11 protein-coding genes are annotated in these 15439 nt (G+C 65.2%); 5 read left to right on the forward strand and 6 right to left on the reverse strand.

All coding sequences use genetic code 11. From position 1 onward, the window contains the following. Positions 1-94: 94 nt before the first annotated feature. Together gltB and FOY51_RS02565 are read right to left on the reverse strand one after the other, a co-directional pair. A complete protein-coding gene (gene gltB / locus FOY51_RS02560; RefSeq protein ID WP_149428606.1) occupies positions 95-4690 on the reverse strand; it encodes a glutamate synthase large subunit in 4596 nt (1531 codons plus the stop codon). A 380-nt stretch (positions 4691-5070) separates the two neighbouring features. After that, complete coding sequence (locus FOY51_RS02565) at positions 5071-5496, reverse strand: VOC family protein (RefSeq protein WP_149428607.1); 426 nt, start codon at positions 5494-5496, stop codon at positions 5071-5073. A gap of 265 nt (positions 5497-5761) precedes the next feature. On the opposite strand from FOY51_RS02565, the gene FOY51_RS02570 reads away from it, so the two are divergent. Further along, positions 5762-6274: a nitroreductase/quinone reductase family protein gene (locus tag FOY51_RS02570; protein ID WP_187776140.1), complete on the forward strand. Its 513-nt coding sequence runs from the start codon at positions 5762-5764 to the stop codon at positions 6272-6274. Between the two features lie 185 nt (positions 6275-6459). Here the strand turns inward: FOY51_RS02570 and FOY51_RS02575 are convergent, their stop codons facing one another. Both FOY51_RS02575 and gabT read right to left on the reverse strand, forming a co-directional pair. Continuing rightward, positions 6460-7911, reverse strand: a complete 1452-nt coding sequence (locus FOY51_RS02575; RefSeq protein ID WP_149428609.1) for an NAD-dependent succinate-semialdehyde dehydrogenase — start codon at positions 7909-7911, stop codon at positions 6460-6462. A gap of 1 nt (position 7912) precedes the next feature. After that, on the reverse strand, positions 7913-9277 hold the full coding sequence (gene gabT / locus FOY51_RS02580; protein ID WP_149428610.1) for a 4-aminobutyrate--2-oxoglutarate transaminase: 1365 nt from the start codon (positions 9275-9277) through the stop codon (positions 7913-7915). A 140-nt stretch (positions 9278-9417) separates the two neighbouring features. Between gabT and FOY51_RS02585 the strand changes: the two genes are divergently transcribed. From FOY51_RS02585 to FOY51_RS02600, 4 genes are read left to right on the forward strand one after another with little or no spacing between them, the layout of a single operon-like run. Next, positions 9418-10968, forward strand: a complete 1551-nt coding sequence (locus tag FOY51_RS02585; RefSeq protein ID WP_149428611.1) for a PucR family transcriptional regulator — start codon at positions 9418-9420, stop codon at positions 10966-10968. A gap of 37 nt (positions 10969-11005) precedes the next feature. Then, complete coding sequence (locus tag FOY51_RS02590; RefSeq protein ID WP_149428612.1) at positions 11006-12010, forward strand: zinc-binding dehydrogenase; 1005 nt, start codon at positions 11006-11008, stop codon at positions 12008-12010. Further along, complete coding sequence (locus FOY51_RS02595) at positions 12007-12333, forward strand: EthD family reductase (RefSeq protein WP_235916057.1); 327 nt, start codon at positions 12007-12009, stop codon at positions 12331-12333. Before FOY51_RS02590 ends, FOY51_RS02595 begins: the two co-directional genes overlap by 4 nt. A 13-nt stretch (positions 12334-12346) precedes the next feature. Continuing rightward, positions 12347-13303: a sigma-70 family RNA polymerase sigma factor gene (locus FOY51_RS02600; protein WP_149428613.1), complete on the forward strand. Its 957-nt coding sequence runs from the start codon at positions 12347-12349 to the stop codon at positions 13301-13303. A 65-nt stretch (positions 13304-13368) separates the two neighbouring features. Here FOY51_RS02600 and FOY51_RS02605 read toward each other — a convergent pair whose 3' ends face one another. Together FOY51_RS02605 and FOY51_RS02610 are read right to left on the reverse strand one after the other, a co-directional pair. Beyond that, on the reverse strand, positions 13369-14406 hold the full coding sequence (locus FOY51_RS02605; RefSeq protein ID WP_149428614.1) for a mechanosensitive ion channel family protein: 1038 nt from the start codon (positions 14404-14406) through the stop codon (positions 13369-13371). Positions 14407-14677: 271 nt separating this feature from the next. Continuing rightward, positions 14678-15433 (reverse strand): SDR family oxidoreductase, encoded by a 756-nt coding sequence (locus tag FOY51_RS02610; protein ID WP_149428615.1) that lies wholly within the window; start codon positions 15431-15433, stop codon positions 14678-14680. Positions 15434-15439 lie beyond the last annotated feature (6 nt).

The following is a 15439-nucleotide window of genomic DNA, read 5'->3' on the forward strand; positions in this document are numbered from 1 at the left end:
CTGTCGGCACGCATCTGACAGATACCGCTGTGCGGAGCCGAGCCCCGCGCAATGGACGCAAAACGCGGAGAGGCGGGCAGCGAGGCGGATGAGCTCACCCACGTGCGGCCTCCATGATCGCTTCGTCGACATTCCGGCCGTCTTTTTCGGCTTCGGAAATGGCGAGCAGTACCTTCTTGTAATCCCGCGGCATGACCTTGACGAAGTGGTTCACCTGCTGCGACCAGTCGCTCAGGATCCGCTCGGCGACAGCCGATTCCGTCTTGTCACGGTGGCGGGTGATGGTGTCCTTGAGCCACGTGAAGTCGTCGCCCTCGAGGTCTTCGAGGTCCACCAACTCGGTGTTGAGGTTGGCTTCGAAAGTTGCACCCGGGTTGTAGACATAAGCGACACCACCGGACATACCTGCACCGAAGTTGCGGCCGGTCTCACCGAGGATGACCACCTTGCCGCCGGTCATGTATTCGCAACCGTGATCGCCGACGCCTTCGACGACGGCGGTGGCACCCGAGTTACGCACCGCGAACCGCTCGCCTGCGACGCCGCGGATGAGTGCTTCACCGCTCGTCGCGCCGAACAGGATCACGTTGCCCGCGATGATGTTGTCTTCCGCGACGAAGTCAGCGGGCGCGGTCAGCGACGGTCGCACCACCAGGTGGCCGCCCGAAAGTCCCTTGCCCACATAGTCGTTGGCGTCACCGAACACGGTCAACGACACACCGGCCGGAACGAAGGCGCCGAAGCTGTTGCCCGCCGATCCGGTGAAGGTGATATCGATGGTGTCGTCAGGCAGGCCAGCGCCACCGTATGCCTTGGTCACCTCGTGACCGAGCATGGTGCCGACAGTGCGGTTGACGTTGGTGATCTTCGATTCGAAGACCACCTTCTCGCCACGATCGAGTGCGTTGCGACTCTGCGCGATCAGCTGCTGATCGAGTGCCTTGTCGAGACCGTGATCCTGTGTCCCCGTGTTGTAGAGGGACTGGTTCATGAACGCCGACTCGACGTCCTCGAGGATCGGGGACAAGTCCAGCTTGCTGGCCTTCCACACTTCCTTCGCCTTGGTGGTGTTCAGCATCTGGACCTGGCCGACGGCCTCGTTCAGGGTGCGGAACCCGAGCTGCGCCAGATACTCGCGCACCTCTTCGGCGATGAAAAGGAAGAAGTTCTCCACGAACTCCGGCTTGCCCGCATAACGCTTGCGTAGCACCGGGTTCTGCGTCGCGACACCGACGGGGCAGGTGTCGAGATGGCAGACGCGCATCATGATGCAACCCGAGACCACCAGCGGCGCGGTGGCGAAACCGAACTCCTCGCCGCCGAGCAGAGCAGCGACGATGACGTCGCGGCCGGTCTTGAGTTGACCGTCCACCTGCACGACGATCCGATCGCGAAGTCCGTTGAGCAGCAACGTCTGCTGGGTCTCGGCGAGGCCGAGCTCCCACGGTGCGCCGGCATGTTTCATCGACGTCAGCGGCGTCGCGCCGGTACCGCCGTCGTGGCCGGAGATCAGCACCACGTCGGCGTGCGCCTTCGAAACACCGGCAGCGACGGTGCCGACGCCCACTTCGGACACCAGCTTCACGTGGACGCGGGCGCTGGGGTTGGCGTTCTTCAAGTCGTGGATCAGCTGAGCGAGATCCTCGATCGAGTAGATGTCGTGGTGCGGCGGCGGCGAGATCAGCCCGACGCCGGGCGTGGAGTGCCGAACCTCGGCCACCCACGGGTACACCTTGTGCGCGGGCAGCTGGCCACCCTCGCCGGGCTTGGCACCCTGCGCCATCTTGATCTGGATGTCGGTGCAGTTGCTCAGGTAGTGCGACGTGACGCCGAAGCGACCCGATGCGACCTGCTTGATCGCCGAGCGCCGCCAGTCACCGTTCTCGTCCGGCTCGAATCGGTCGACACTCTCGCCGCCCTCACCCGAGTTGGAGCGACCACCGAGGCGGTTCATCGCGATGGCCAGCGTCTCGTGTGCCTCCGCTGAGATGGAGCCGTAGCTCATCGCGCCGGTGGAGAAACGCTTCACGATCTCCGAGGCAGGCTCGACCTCCTCGATCGGGACCGGCGTGCGGCCCTCGGTCTTGAAGGTGAACAGTCCACGCAGCGACGCCAAGCGCTCCGACTGGTCGTCGACCAGCGAGGTGTACTCCTTGAAGACGTCGTACTGACCCGTCTTCGTCGAGTGCTGCAGCTTGAACACTGTTTCCGGGTTGAACAGGTGGTATTCGCCGTCGCGACGCCACTGGTATTCGCCGCCGGTGTCGAGTTCGCGGTGCGCGCGCTCTTGACGGTTCTCCAGGTAGGCGACGCCGTGGCGGGTCGTGATGTCGGCTGCGATCTCGTCGAGCCCGATGCCGCCGAGCTGGCTCCGCAGGCCGGTGAAGTACTCGTCGACCAATTTCTGCGACAGGCCGATCACCTGGAACAGCTGGGCGCCGGTGTAGGACGCGACAGTGGAGATGCCCATCTTGGACATCACCTTCAGCACGCCCTTGCCTGCGGCCTTGATGTAGTTCTTGATCGCGACCTCACGCTCGATGCCGTCGAGAGCACCGCGGTCGAGCATGTCCTCGATCGATTCGAACGCCATGTACGGGTTGATCGCGGCAGCACCGAAGCCGACCAGCGTCGCCATGTGGTGCACCTCGCGTGCGTCACCGGCCTCGATGATCAGACCCACCTTGGTGCGGGTGCGTTCCCGGACCAAGTGGTGGTGGACGGCCGAGGTGAGCAGCAGCGACGGGATCGGTGCCAGCTTCTCGTTGGACTCACGATCGGACAGCACGATGATGCGTGCGCCGCCGTCGATCGCGGCCGAGACCTGCGCCCGAATCGCTTCGAGCGCATCGCGGAGACCTTCGCCGCCGTCGGCGACCTGGTACAGGCCACGAACAACGACGGACCGCAAGCCGTCCTGGGTGCCGTCGTCGTTGATGTGGACGAGCTTGGCCAGATCGTCGTTGTGCAGAATCGGGCTGGGCAGCACGATCTGCTTGCACGCCTCGGGACCGGGCTCGATCAGATCCGACTCCGGACCGATGGTGCCACCGAGGCTGGTGACCACCTCTTCGCGAATCGCATCGAGCGGCGGGTTGGTGACCTGCGCGAACAGCTGCGAGAAGTAATCGAAGATCAACCGCGGCCGCGCCGACAGGACGGCGACCGGGGTGTCGGTACCCATCGAGCCGAGTGCTTCGCCACCGGTCTTCGCCATCGGCGAGATCAGCAGGTTCAGCTCTTCGGTGGTGTAGCCGAAGATCTGCTGACGGATCAGCACCCGATCGTGCGGCATGTGCACGTGCGGACGCTCGGGCAGGTCGGCCAGCTCGGTGAGGCCCTCGTCCAGCCACTGCTGGTACGGGTGCTCGGCAGCGAGGGTGGCCTTGACCTCGTCGTCGCTGACGATCCGACCCTGCTCGGTGTCCACGAGGAACATGCGGCCCGGCTGCAACCGGACCTTCTGGATGACCTTGGCCGGGTCGATGTCGAGAACGCCGACCTCGGACGCCATGACCACCAGGCCGTCGTCGGTCACCCAGAGGCGACCGGGACGCAGACCGTTGCGGTCCAAAACGGCGCCGACCAGGGTGCCGTCGGTGAAGCACACCGACGCCGGTCCGTCCCACGGCTCCATCAGCGACGCGTGGTAGCGGTAGAACGCCTTGCGCTCCGGATCCATGCTCTCGTGACGCTCCCAGGCCTCCGGGATCATCATCAGCACGGCGTGCGGCAGACTGCGACCGCCGAGATGGAGCAGTTCCAGCACCTCGTCGAAGCGGGCGGTATCGCTGGCCCCCGGCGTACAGACGGGGAAGATCTTTTCGAGCTTGCCCTCGCCGAAGACGTCGGACTCGATGAGCGCCTCGCGGGCCCGCATCCAGTTCTCGTTGCCGGTGACGGTGTTGATCTCGCCGTTGTGCGCGACGCGGCGGAACGGGTGCGCCAGCGGCCACGACGGGAACGTGTTGGTGGAGAAGCGCGAGTGCACAAGGCCCAGCGCGCTTTCGAGTCGTTCGTCCTGCAGATCGACGTAGAACGCCTTGAGCTGCGGGGTGGTCAGCATGCCCTTGTAGACGAAGGTCCGCCCGGACAGGCTGGGGAAGTACACCGATTCGCTGCCGGTCGCGCCGCGGCCCGCGCCATCGGTGCCCAGCTCGTGCTCGGTGCGCTTACGGATGATGTAAGCCCGACGCTCGAGCTCCATGCCACTGATCTGGACGCTGGAAGTCTTGCGAGAACCGATGAACACCTGGCGGAAGGTTGGCATCGCGTCGCGCGCGAGGGCGCCGAGCGAGGACTCGTCGGTGGGCACATCGCGCCAGCCGAGGACTTCGAGGCCCTCTTCGCTGACGATCTGTTCGACGCCGATGGAGGCCTTGGCGGCTTCGGCCCGGGCCTGCGGGAGGAATGCGATGCCGGTGGCGTACGCCCCCTCGGCGGGCAACTCGAAGTCCACCACTGCACGGAAGAACTTGTCCGGCACCTGCAGGAGAATGCCTGCGCCGTCACCGCTGTTCGGCTCGGCACCTGCCGCTCCGCGGTGCTCGAGGTTGATCAGCGCCGTGATGGCCTTGTCAACGATGTCTCGGCTTCGACGTCCGTGCATATCGACCACGAAGGCAACGCCGCACGCGTCGTGCTCGTTGACGGGGTCGTAGAGGCCTTGCCGGCCTGGTGGTTGCTTCATGCACCCGCCTTTAGTTCTAGACAGCCTTTATGCATCGACGACCAGCGACAGTGGTGGTCATCCAGGTGCAGGTTGCTGCTGCAGTTGTTCACCCAGGGCAGTTCGGGCAACGACACGCTTGCGCGCTCGCTACCTCCGACCAGTTACTCGCCCCGATACGATCTGTATGCGGAAAACCGGCGATTCGGCTGTTCGGTCAGCTGGACAGTCTGTGTCCGGCGTAAGAGGAAACGATAAGTCAGAACCATGGCTCAGTACCAACTTAGGGCTTCCTAATTACCTGCCCTAGCTGGGCTTCCCGGCAGCGTCGCCCTCAGACCAGCACTTCGTATTGTAGATCAGCGCAACCCGACCGGTTGCCGTCGAGACAGCCGTCCGAGTCACGCCCAGGGCGCTGTGTAACCCTCGGGAATCAGTGGCCGCTCGGCGCGAGCCTTGATCTCCTGAATCGCCCAGGCATTGCCGTCCGGATCGTCGAATCCGAAGAAGGTTCCACCGTCGCGGTCGTCGAAGACGGTGATGTCGCTGACGGAGACGCCACGACTCTGCAGTTCCGCGTGCGCAGCTGCGGCGTCGGCAACGACGAGCTGTACGCCTTTCAGCGATCCCGGCTCCATCGCGCGCTGAGATGGCAAGTCCCCCAGCACAATCGAGCAGCCCGATCCCGGCGGCGTCAGCTGCGCGACGTGCATGTGCTCGTTGCGGGTGTCGTGATCGAGATGAAAGCCCACTTTGTCGCGATAGAACGCGATCGAGGCATCGAGGTCGCTGACAGGAACGATCACCACTTCGAGGGTCCACTGCATGCGTCGAATCCTACGAGCCGACCCGAGAGGACGTCGTCGAACCGGATTCGAACCCCGCCGAGACGACGGTGGGAACTTGACCGTGGTGCTGGGCGCCCGATCGGAGCGTGATCAATATCGCCGCAGAGAAATCGGGGACGGGCAACCGTCACGGGCTGCCGATCTCGCTGTCGAACAGAATTACAAGACGTCACTTCGGCGCAGAGTCGGCAGTACGGCGCACGGTTTTCCTGCGAACAGGACAAATCGGGATGAGAATGTCCATGTGACTGATGCGCCAGCCGAGCGACGCCTCAACCCGTTCACCAAGTCCTCGCAAGGCGGGCGAGTGCTCAGCGCATTGCAGCTCCCGATCTTCCTCGCACATACACCGCGCGGTGTCGGGATTCTGACCACTACGGGGCGCCGAACAGGCAAGCCTCGGCGCAAATGCCTGCGGGCGATTCGCAACGGCGCCCGGGTCTACCTGGTCATGCTCGGGCCCGCGATGCTCGGCGTCGAGCGCGAACAAGCGATCGCGGCCTGGTTGCACAACATCCGTGCCGATCCGAAGGTGCACATCCGGCTATCCGACGGGACGCATTTCGGCACGGCCCGCGAGATCGTCGACGAGGAGGAGCTTGCGACCGCACGCGTCAGCTATACCGAAACGGTCAACCCGTTCGACTACGCCGAGTGCGTCTTCCATACGCCAGGCCAGGCGAGTCGGCCGAAAATTGTCGCGCTGCATTCGCGTTGGTTCGACACCGGGGCTCCGATCGTGATCGACCTGACCTGACGACCGCGGCAGTCCGTCGCCGGCAGAATTTCGCGGCATTTCGCAGACCGTTTGCCCACTTCGCACCCCCGGTGAGGACTGCGAAGTGGGAAGGTGGGTAGCGAAGTGCGCGTTGGGACCCATGCCGGACGGCTCGGTCGAGCGTGACCAATATCGCGCATGGCAGGACCAACAGCGCGATCTACCTACAGCGCGATGTACTTCGTTTCCAGGTACTCCTCGATCCCCTCGGAACCGCCTTCCCTGCCGAAACCCGATTCCTTGACGCCACCGAACGGCGCGGCGGCATCGGAGATCGCGCCCCTGTTCACACCGACCATGCCGGTCTCCAGCGCGGCCGAAACCCGCATCGTCCGAGCCAGATCGCGGGTATAGAAGTACGCGACCAGGCCATACCGGGTGTCGTTCGCTGCGGCGACCGCCTCGTCCTCGGTGTCGAAGCCGACCACCGCTGCCACCGGTCCGAAGATTTCGTTGGTCAGCAAATCGGCGTCGGCAGGCACGTTGTCCAGCACCGTCGGAGTGAAGAAGAAGCCGGGGCCCGCCGGCGCGCTGCCACCCGTGCGCACCCGAGCGCCCTTGGCGACGGCGTCGTCGACGAGGGCCGTCACGGCGGTGCGCTGCTTGCCGTTGATAAGCGGGCCGATCTCTGTTCCAGCCTCATCACCGGCACCCACCTTCAGCGCCGCGATCCGTGCGGTCAACTTCTCGGTGAACTCGCCCCGGACGGCATTGGCCACGTAGAGCCGATTCGCCGCCGTGCAGGCTTCGCCACCGTTGCGCATCTTGGCGAGCATCGCACCGTCGACGGCGGCGTCGATGTCGGCGTCGTCGAACACGATGAACGGCGCATTCCCACCCAGTTCCATCGATGTCCGCAGCAGGCGGTCGGCGGCGTTGCGCACCAACAGCTTGCCTACGCCCGTCGAGCCGGTGAAGGTCAGCTTCCGCAGCCGATCGTCGTCCATGAGCGGACCCGTCACCGACGCCGCGTCGGACGCCGGCAGCACCGACAGCACGCCGGCAGGCAGACCGGCATCGGCGAAGACCTGGCCCAGCAGCAGCATCGTCAGCGGGGTGTCCTCCGCGGGCTTGACGATGACGGTGCACCCGGCCGCGAGCGCGGGCCCGATCTTGCGTGTACCCATGGCAAGAGGGAAGTTCCAGGGGGTGATGGCGAGAACCGGTCCGACCGGCTCCTTGGTCACCAGGATTCGACCGTTTCCGGCAGGCGCTTGCGTGAACCGTCCGCCGATCCGCACGGCTTCCTCGCTGAACCATCGCAGGAACTCGCCGCCGTAATTCACTTCACCGCGGCTCTCCTGCAACGACTTTCCCATCTCCAGTGTCATCAGGAGTGCGAAGTCGTCGGCACGCTCGTGCAGCAACTCGAACGCGCGGCGCAGAATCTCGCCGCGTTCCCGCGACGGCGTCGCCGCCCACGAAGACTGGGCCGACGCGGCCAGATCGAGTGCGGCGATCCCGTCCTGCGCCGAAGCGTCTGCCACGGTGGTCAATTCGGCACCGGTCGCCGGGTTCAGAACGGCGAACCGGGTTCCCGACGACGCGGGCGTCTGCTTACCGCCCAGCCACAGATCGGTGGGAAGTGTCGCGATCAGATCGGATGCGGCAGTCATGTCAGTTCTCCTGTGCAACAGTGCGAATGGTGTCTTCGAGGACGGTCAGAGCTTCGTCGAGCAACTCGTCGGAGATCACCAGCGGTGGCAGCAGTCGGATCACGTTGCCGTAGGTTCCGCAGGTCAGGATCACGACGCCGGCGTTGAGCGCGGCCGCCGCAATCGCTTTGGTGGCATCGGGATTCGGCTCACGACCACCGGGAAGCACCAGCTCGATCGCGAGCATCGCACCACGCCCGCGCACGTCACCGATGATGTCGACGTTCTTCGCGAGCGCCGTCAAACGGGCGACGACGGTCGCCTCGATCGCGCGCGCACGCCCGTTGAGATCCAGCGTCGTCATCTGCTCGATCGCGGCCACCGCGGCTGCGCAGGCGACCGGATTACCGCCGTAGGTGCCGCCCAATCCGCCGGGGTGAACTGCGTCGATCAGGTCGGCGCGGCCGGTCACGGCGGCCAGCGGCATCCCGCCTGCGATGCCCTTCGCCATGGTGACGAGATCCGGGACGATGCCCTCGTGCTCGCTGGCGAACCAGGCACCGGTGCGGGCGAAGCCCGACTGGACCTCGTCGGCGATGAACACGACGCCGTTGGCCTTCGCCCAGGCGTCGATCGCGGGGAGGAAACCCTCGGCCGGGACGATGAAGCCGCCCTCACCCTGCACCGGCTCGATCAGGATCGCCGCGACGTTGTCGGCTCCGACCTGCTTCTCGATCACCGAGATCGCCCTGGCCGCCGCCTGCGCACCGGTGACGGCCGACCCGTCGGCGTTGAGACCATCACGGAACGGGTAGGACATCGGCGCCCGATAGATCTCCGGCGCGAACGGTCCGAAGCCGCTCTTGTACGGCATCGACTTGGCCGTCAGCGCCATCGTGAGGTTGGTGCGCCCGTGGTAGGCGTGGTCGAAGACGATCACCGCGTCACGTCCGGTGGCATACCGCGCGATCTTGACCGCGTTCTCGACAGCCTCGGCACCGCTGTTGAACAGGACCGATCGCTTGTCGTGGTCGCCGGGGGTGAGTTCGGCGAGCTTCTCCGCCACCTCGATGTAGCCCTCGTACGGCGCGATCATGAAGCAGGTGTGAGTGAAGTGCGCGACCTGGTCCTGCACGGCCGCAACCACCGCCGGGTTCGACGCCCCGACGCTGGTGACGGCGATGCCTGCGCCCAGATCGATCAACGAGTTGCCGTCGACGTCGACGATCACGCCACCGTCGGCGTCCGCCACGTACAGCGGCAGGGTCGATGCGACGCCGGCACCCACAACGGCCTTACGACGCTGCGCAAGGGCCGCCGAACGTGGACCCGGAAACTCGGTCACGATGCGACGTTCTTGCGGGAGCCGGTAGGCCGGAGTGCTCATGGCGAGTCCTTACGTTGTCGGTTGCTTCGAGTATCGGTCCCGCGCGAGGTTTTCGTCCGTGCCAGTTTGTACCGCGATGGTGCTCTGACCACACCACTATGGAGTGGCATTCTCGTCGGTGGTGGTGAAGCATCGGAACCATGTCGGTGTCCATCTCGTGGCTACTTCAGCAACACCAGCTCGGACTTGCGCTGCGCGCGGGACCTGGCACCGGCCGTGAGATCCAGTTCGCGCAAGCGACCGAGCTGCGCGACCCGTCACCGTGGCTCTCGGGTGGCGAATTGCTCCTCACCACCGGCCTGGATCTTCCCGACGACGACGCCGGTCTCGGCGACTACGTTCGGCTGCTGGACTCGGTGGGCGTCGCGGCGTTGGCGTTCGGCACCGGGCTGTCTCACCGAACCGTTCCGGCCGGATTGATTACGGCTGCAACTGAACTCGACCTCACGCTGATCGAGATTCCTTTCACGACGCCGTTCGCCGCCGTCACGAAGGCCGTGATGGCACGGCTTGCGGAGCAGGAATACGAGCAGGTCCTCCGCGCGGCCACCGTGCAGACCAGGATCACCCGCGCGGCGCTGCGCGGTGGCGTCGACGCGATCGTGCGCGAGCTCTCGATCGCGACCACGATGCCGGTTGCGTTCGTCGGGACCAAGTCGACGTCGGTCCATCCCGCCGCCCGCACCGGCTTGATCGACGAGACCCGCGACGCGTTGGCCGCCAACCCGCACATCGACGGCGCGGCCTCCATCTCGCTGAGCAACCCGTCGCACACCCTGACGCTGCAGCCCGTCGGTGTCGGCAAGCCCGGCCACGGCCACGGCCACCTTGCGATCGCAGGCCGGGGGACGCTCGGCAACATCGATCGCATCCTGTTGGGCCACGCTGTTTCCTTGCTGACACTCGAGTTGGAGAAGCCGATTCGGTTGCAGGCCGAACAGACCCGACTCAACGGCACCGCCGTCGCATTGCTGCTCGACGGACGATTTGCCGACACCTCGATACCCACCTATCTCGACGACGCATCCGACGGCAACAACCGGATCCGGGTGCTGTCGATCAAGTCGTCGACCAAGGCGGTGCACCGACACGTCGAAGTGGCCCTGCGGCAGGCGGGCCGTGGTGTGTTTCTGCAGCCGTCGGCCGACGGCGTCGCAGTCCTGTTGCGGGGAACCGATACCGTCTCGGTCGCCGAGAGCTTGTTCGACGGTCTTGCAGTGAAGGCGGCCAAGCGAATTCGGGTCGGGCTGAGCAAGCCCCAGCCGATCAAGAAGGCCCCGCTGGCCCTGGAACAGGCCCGTATCGCGGCAACCCTCGCGAATGCCGACGAACGACTGGTCGAATTCGACTCGACCACCGGCTCCATGTTGCTGGCATCCGAGCAGGCACGCGAAACCTTGCTGACCATCGCCTCTGCCACCTACCCGGTGCTTGCGCGCAGCGACGAGCAGCACGGCACCGACCTGGTGGCATCCTTGCGCGCCTATTTGGAGGCGAACGGCCAATGGGAGTCGGCGGCATCGCAATTAGGCGTCCACCGCCACACGCTGCGCAGTCGGATCGCCCGAATCGAAGATCTTCTCGACTGCGATCTGGGCCAAGCGCGGGTCCGCGCGGAATTGCTGCTTGCCCTGTTGGCGTGGGAAATACCCGGCGCCGATTCCTTTCGACTCCGAGGGAGGTCTTTATAGGTGACCTTGCCTGCAGTCGAACCGGAAAGCCGATGCCATGCCCACTCCCGCAACAATGCGAGCTCTGCAACAGAGCTCGTTCGACGGTCCGCGCGATCTACGCCTGATCACCGACGCACCGGTTCCGGTTCCCGGCTGTGGGGAGGTGCTGATTCGGGTCGCCGCCGCGGGCGTCAACTTCGCCGACATCTCGAAGTCCTACGGAACCTTCTTGGGCGGCCCGCAGCCGCCGTACCTGGCAGGGTTCGAGGCGGCGGGCGAGGTCGTCGCCGTGGGCGATTCGGTGACCGGACTCCACCCGGGCGACTGCGTCGTCGGAGTGGGAGACGGCGCGTTCGCCGAATATGCGACGCTGTCGGCGGCGGGTGCCGTCCCGCTGCCCACAGGCTGGACCGCGCAGCAGGCGCTTGGGCTCGTCGTGAACTGGCCGACCGCGTTGGCCGCGCTGAAACCGCTGGGCGGGATCGTCGCAGGGGAAACCGTGCTGATCCACGCCGCGGCAGGCGCCACCGGCCAGGCGGCGGTGACGATGGCAAAGCACTACGGCGCGAACGTGATCGGTGCTGCATCGCCGAGCAAACACGAGGTGGTGCGGACCTTGGGTGCCGACCACGTCGTCGACTCTCACCACCCCGATCTCGCGGCCGAGGTATTGCGGCTGACCGGCGGCGCCGGCGTCGACCTGGTGCTGGAATCGGCGGGCGGCGCCACCTTCCAGACCAGCCTGGCCGTTGCCAAGCGGGTCACCGGTCGGGTTGTCGTATACGGCGTTGCGGGTGGCGAGGCCACACTCAGCAACTGGGAGCTGGTGTACAAGAACCAGATTCACGTGATCGGCCTCAACATCGGTGTACTGATCCAGTCAGCGCCGCACATATTCGGCGAGGTGATCGGTGAGCTGGGCGCGCTGATCGGCGGCGGCGTGCTCGCTCCCGGCACACCCACCGCATACGACCTGTCCGACGGACCGAAGATTCTCGCGGAGCTCGAATCCAGAGCTACCGTCGGCAAATTGGCACTCATCCCGATGGCGGCGAAATGAGCGACAGGCAATCCACCGCGCGATTCATTGCACTGTACGACCGGCCTGCCGATGTCGACGGCTTCGAACGTCACTACCGCGACATTCACATTCCGCTCGCCAACAAGCTTCCGGACCTGCGACGATTCACCGTGAGCCACGATGCGACACCCGTGATCGGAGAGCCGTGCTACATGGTCGCCATGCTCGACTGGGACGACATGGAATCGCTCGACGCCGCGCTCGCGTCCGAGGCAGGCAACCGCACGGCCGACGATGCGATCACCAATCTGTCCCGCTTCACCACGTTTCGCGCGATGATCGTCCAACTCGGCGACAAGTGAGGAACAGTCAGGTATGACCGACGCCGGGTTCGCGGCCGAGACCGAGCGATATCGCCGCGAACTCCTTGCCCATTGTTATCGCCTGGTCGGGTCGGTGCACGATGCCGAGGACCTGGTGCAGGAGACCTACCTCCGGGCGTGGCGGTCCTACGGCAACTTCGAAGGTCGCTCGTCGCTGCGGTCCTGGCTGTACAAAATCGCCACCAACGTGTGCCTCACGGCGTTGCAGCCACGTCGGATCCGAGTGCTGCCCTCCGGTCTGTCGGGCCCGTACGACGGCCCTGCCCGGCCACCGAGTCCGATTGCGCCAGGCGAGGTTTCGTGGTTGGACCCGCTACCGGACAAGCTGATCACCGCGGCCGACGACGATCCGGCAGCGGTGACGGTGCAACGTGAGTCACTGCGGCTGGCCCTCATCGCGAGCCTGCAGCACCTTCCGCCGCGCCAACGCGCAATCCTGATTCTCCGCGAGGTGCTCGCGTTCTCGGCCGCGGAGACAGCGGAAATTCTCGACACCACCACCGTGGCGGTCAAGAGCGGTCTGCAACGCGCCCGCGCGCGGCTCGACGAGGTGGACCCGGATGCCGAGGAACTGCTCGAACCGACCGACGTGCGGGCCAGGGCGCTGCTCGACGGCTACATCGCGGCTTTCGAGCGATCGGATGCCCGACTGTTGGAACAGGTGCTCCGCGCCGACGCAACGCTGGAAGCGACCCCATTCCGCGAATGGCAGGCGGGCCGCGCGAATTGCATCCGGATGCTCGACGAGTACGTGCTCGGCGAGCCCGGCGATTGGCGCATGCTGCCCACCGTCGCCAACGGTCAACCCGCCGCCGCGGTGTACCGCCGCGACGCGACGGGTGTGTTGCGCCCCGATGGCGCCGTTGTGCTCGCCGCGACTGCCACCGGCATCACTCGCGTGGTCAAGTTCCACGATCCGGCACTCACCGCGACCTTCGGGCTCGCGTGAACCCGAAAACGGGGTGTGCGCATACCTTTCGGCACGCACACACCCCGTTCGGGTGAATCAGTAGATCAGCGCTGCTCACCCGACGGCGGCGGGCCGAACCGCTGATCCCTCGGATCGGCGAAACCTTGACCCGGCTGCGGCGGCTGACTGTAGTCCGGAGGACCGTAGCCCTGCGAACTGTGCTGGCCGTACTGCGGATCGCTGTAGCCCTGCGGCGCGGGACCCGGCTGACCGCCAGGTCCGTAGCCGGCCGGACCACTCGGGTCGTAGCCGCCCTGCTGCCCACCCTGGTCGTATCCACCACTGGGCTGGTAGCCCTGCGGGGGTTCCTGGCTGTATGCCTGCGGCTGGTCGAAGGACGACGTGGGTGCCGAGGCCAGTGGCTGGGCCGCCTTCTTCGCCGCCTGATCTTCCTTGACCTTCTTGGTGTCCTCCGACAGCTGCGTCAGCCACGATTCCCAACGCTCGCGCATCGGATTGATCAAGCCGCCACCGACACCGACGATGATCACGCCGCCGATAGTGGCAAGCACCGTGACCAGCACGGGAGTGGTCACTGCTGTACCGATCCCGACCTGCCCGAGTGCCGCAATCACACCGAGAGCGATGATGAATCCGGCAACGATCTTCGCGAGCAATTCGCCGTAAGACAATCCGCCGAGAGCTTCCTCGAGTAGCTTCTTCACCGCAGTCGCGATTGCCGCAACGATGATGATGATGACGAGAGCGACAATTGCCTTCGGCAGGAACAGCACGATTTTGTTGACGATTTCGCTGACCGGATTCGACGGTCCGAATGCCGTGAGCGCCAGCTGCAATGCGATCAACAGAATGAAGTAGTAGATCAGTTTCGTCAGCAGCCCGGCGGGTGTGACGTTTGCGGTGTGGAGAAACTTGTCGATTCCTGCTTTCTCGATCAGCCTGCCGAAGCCGATCTTGTCGAGCAGGAGGCCGACTGCCTTGGACACGGCCTTTGCGATGAGCCAGCCGATGAAGAAGACGACCAGAAATGCAAGAAGCTTGGGGACGAAGTTTGCAACGGATGACCAGGCATTACTGAGCCCGGTCCCCCATTCGATTGCTTGCACCGATGTTTGCGACATTCCCGACACGATCTCCTCCTACTGGGCGGCCGACGGCCGTGATGAAAGAAAATGATCGTCGGTAACGCTACGTGTGCTCACAGGTGAAGGTCACGCATTTATCTACATCGTTATTCTAAATTCCCTTTCACGCCGTCCGAATTAGCCGCGCTGCGACAGGCAATTGTGCAGGTAAAGCACCGATCGAGAAGAAATTCGGACATCCCTGCGAGAAATTCTGGTTTATTCCACGCCGATATCGGGTAGTTGCCCGCGATCAGCTGACGGCGTGTCAGGCCTGTTGGGTCGGCAGCACGATCACCTGTCGCAGGTTCACGTTCGGACTCCTCGTGACCACATAGCCGATCAGGTCGGCGATGTCCTCCGCGCTCAGTGCCGCGATGGCGTCGAACATGTACCCCAGCTCGGTGCGCCGCTCCTCGTCGAGGTGGGTGCCCAACTCGGTATCGGTGAGGCCTGGCTCGACATTGGTCACCCGAACCCCGCGCCGCCCGAACTCGCTACGCAGGGCGTTCGAAAGATGCGTCACCGCAGCCTTTGTAGCCGAGTAGACGGCGTAGTTCGGGAACGCGAAATGCGCGGCGATCGACGAGACGTTGACGATGTCGACGGTGGTTCCCTTCTCCGCCGCCCGCAGCAGTGCCGGCGTGAAGGCGCGGATGACGTGCAGGGTGCCACTGAGATTGGTGTCGATCATGCGGGCCCACTGATCGGATCGGGAGTCGTCGATCGGCGCCGCCAACATGACGCCTGCCGCGTTGATCACGGTGTCGATCGGGCCCCACGCGGCGTCGATTCGGTCGGCGGCGGCGGTCACGGCATCGGCGTCGGCGATGTCGACGGCGAGAACCATGGCCTCGCCACCGGCGGCGCGAATCTGTGCGGCGAGGTCGTCGAGGCGGTCCTGCCTACGAGACAGCAGCGCCACCCTGGCTCCCTGAGTTGCGAGGTGGAGCGCCGTTGCGGCACCCATTCCGCTCGCCGCCCCGGTGATGACGGCGGTGCGGCCCTGCAGTGGTGCATTCATGATGTG

It is taken from the genome of Antrihabitans cavernicola, from assembly GCF_008297975.1.
Taxonomy (GTDB): domain Bacteria; phylum Actinomycetota; class Actinomycetes; order Mycobacteriales; family Mycobacteriaceae; genus Antrihabitans; species Antrihabitans cavernicola.